We start from the raw sequence: 538 nt of genomic DNA on the forward strand, positions 1-538 counted from the left end.
GCTCCAGGGCAGCCTTCTCATCTAGACCGCCACTCCTCGTGGCCGGGTGGTACTCCCGGCCACGAGGACCGGGGCGTACCCGGACCATTTCCCAGTACCACCGTCAGGCCGTACCCCCGTCCCCCCACCGGCCCTCTACGACGGCAGGCTGACCTCTGCCGTCCAGCCCGGAGGATCAATGACCCCGCCCCCCGCCTTCTCCGATTCGTACGGCGACCAGTCGTACGCGGAAGGCGACCAGCCGCTGGTGCGTCCGTACGCGATGACCGGCGGCCGGACCCGGCCCCGCTACCAGCTCGCCATCGAGGCGCTGGTCAGCACCACGGCCGACCCGGTGCACCTGTCGGGCCTGCTGCCCGAGCACCAGCGCATCTGCACGCTGTGCCGGGAGGTCAAGTCGGTAGCCGAGGTATCGGCTCTGCTGCAGATGCCGCTCGGCGTCGCCCGGATCCTCGTCGCCGACCTGGCGGAGGCCGGCATGGTGGCCATCCACCAGCCGGGCAACGGCGAGGCCGGCGGAACGCCGGATGTAACGCTC

Annotated in this window: 1 protein-coding gene; it reads left to right on the forward strand. The window is 71.2% G+C overall.

Features of this window, described 5'->3' with window-relative positions; translation table 11 throughout:
• Positions 1–178: 178 nt before the first annotated feature.
• On the forward strand, positions 179–538 hold a 360-nt coding region (locus LG634_RS37580), incomplete at its 3' end, for a DUF742 domain-containing protein (RefSeq protein WP_226741043.1).

This window comes from Streptomyces bambusae, assembly GCF_020532645.1.
Lineage (GTDB): Bacteria > Actinomycetota > Actinomycetes > Streptomycetales > Streptomycetaceae > Streptomyces > Streptomyces bambusae.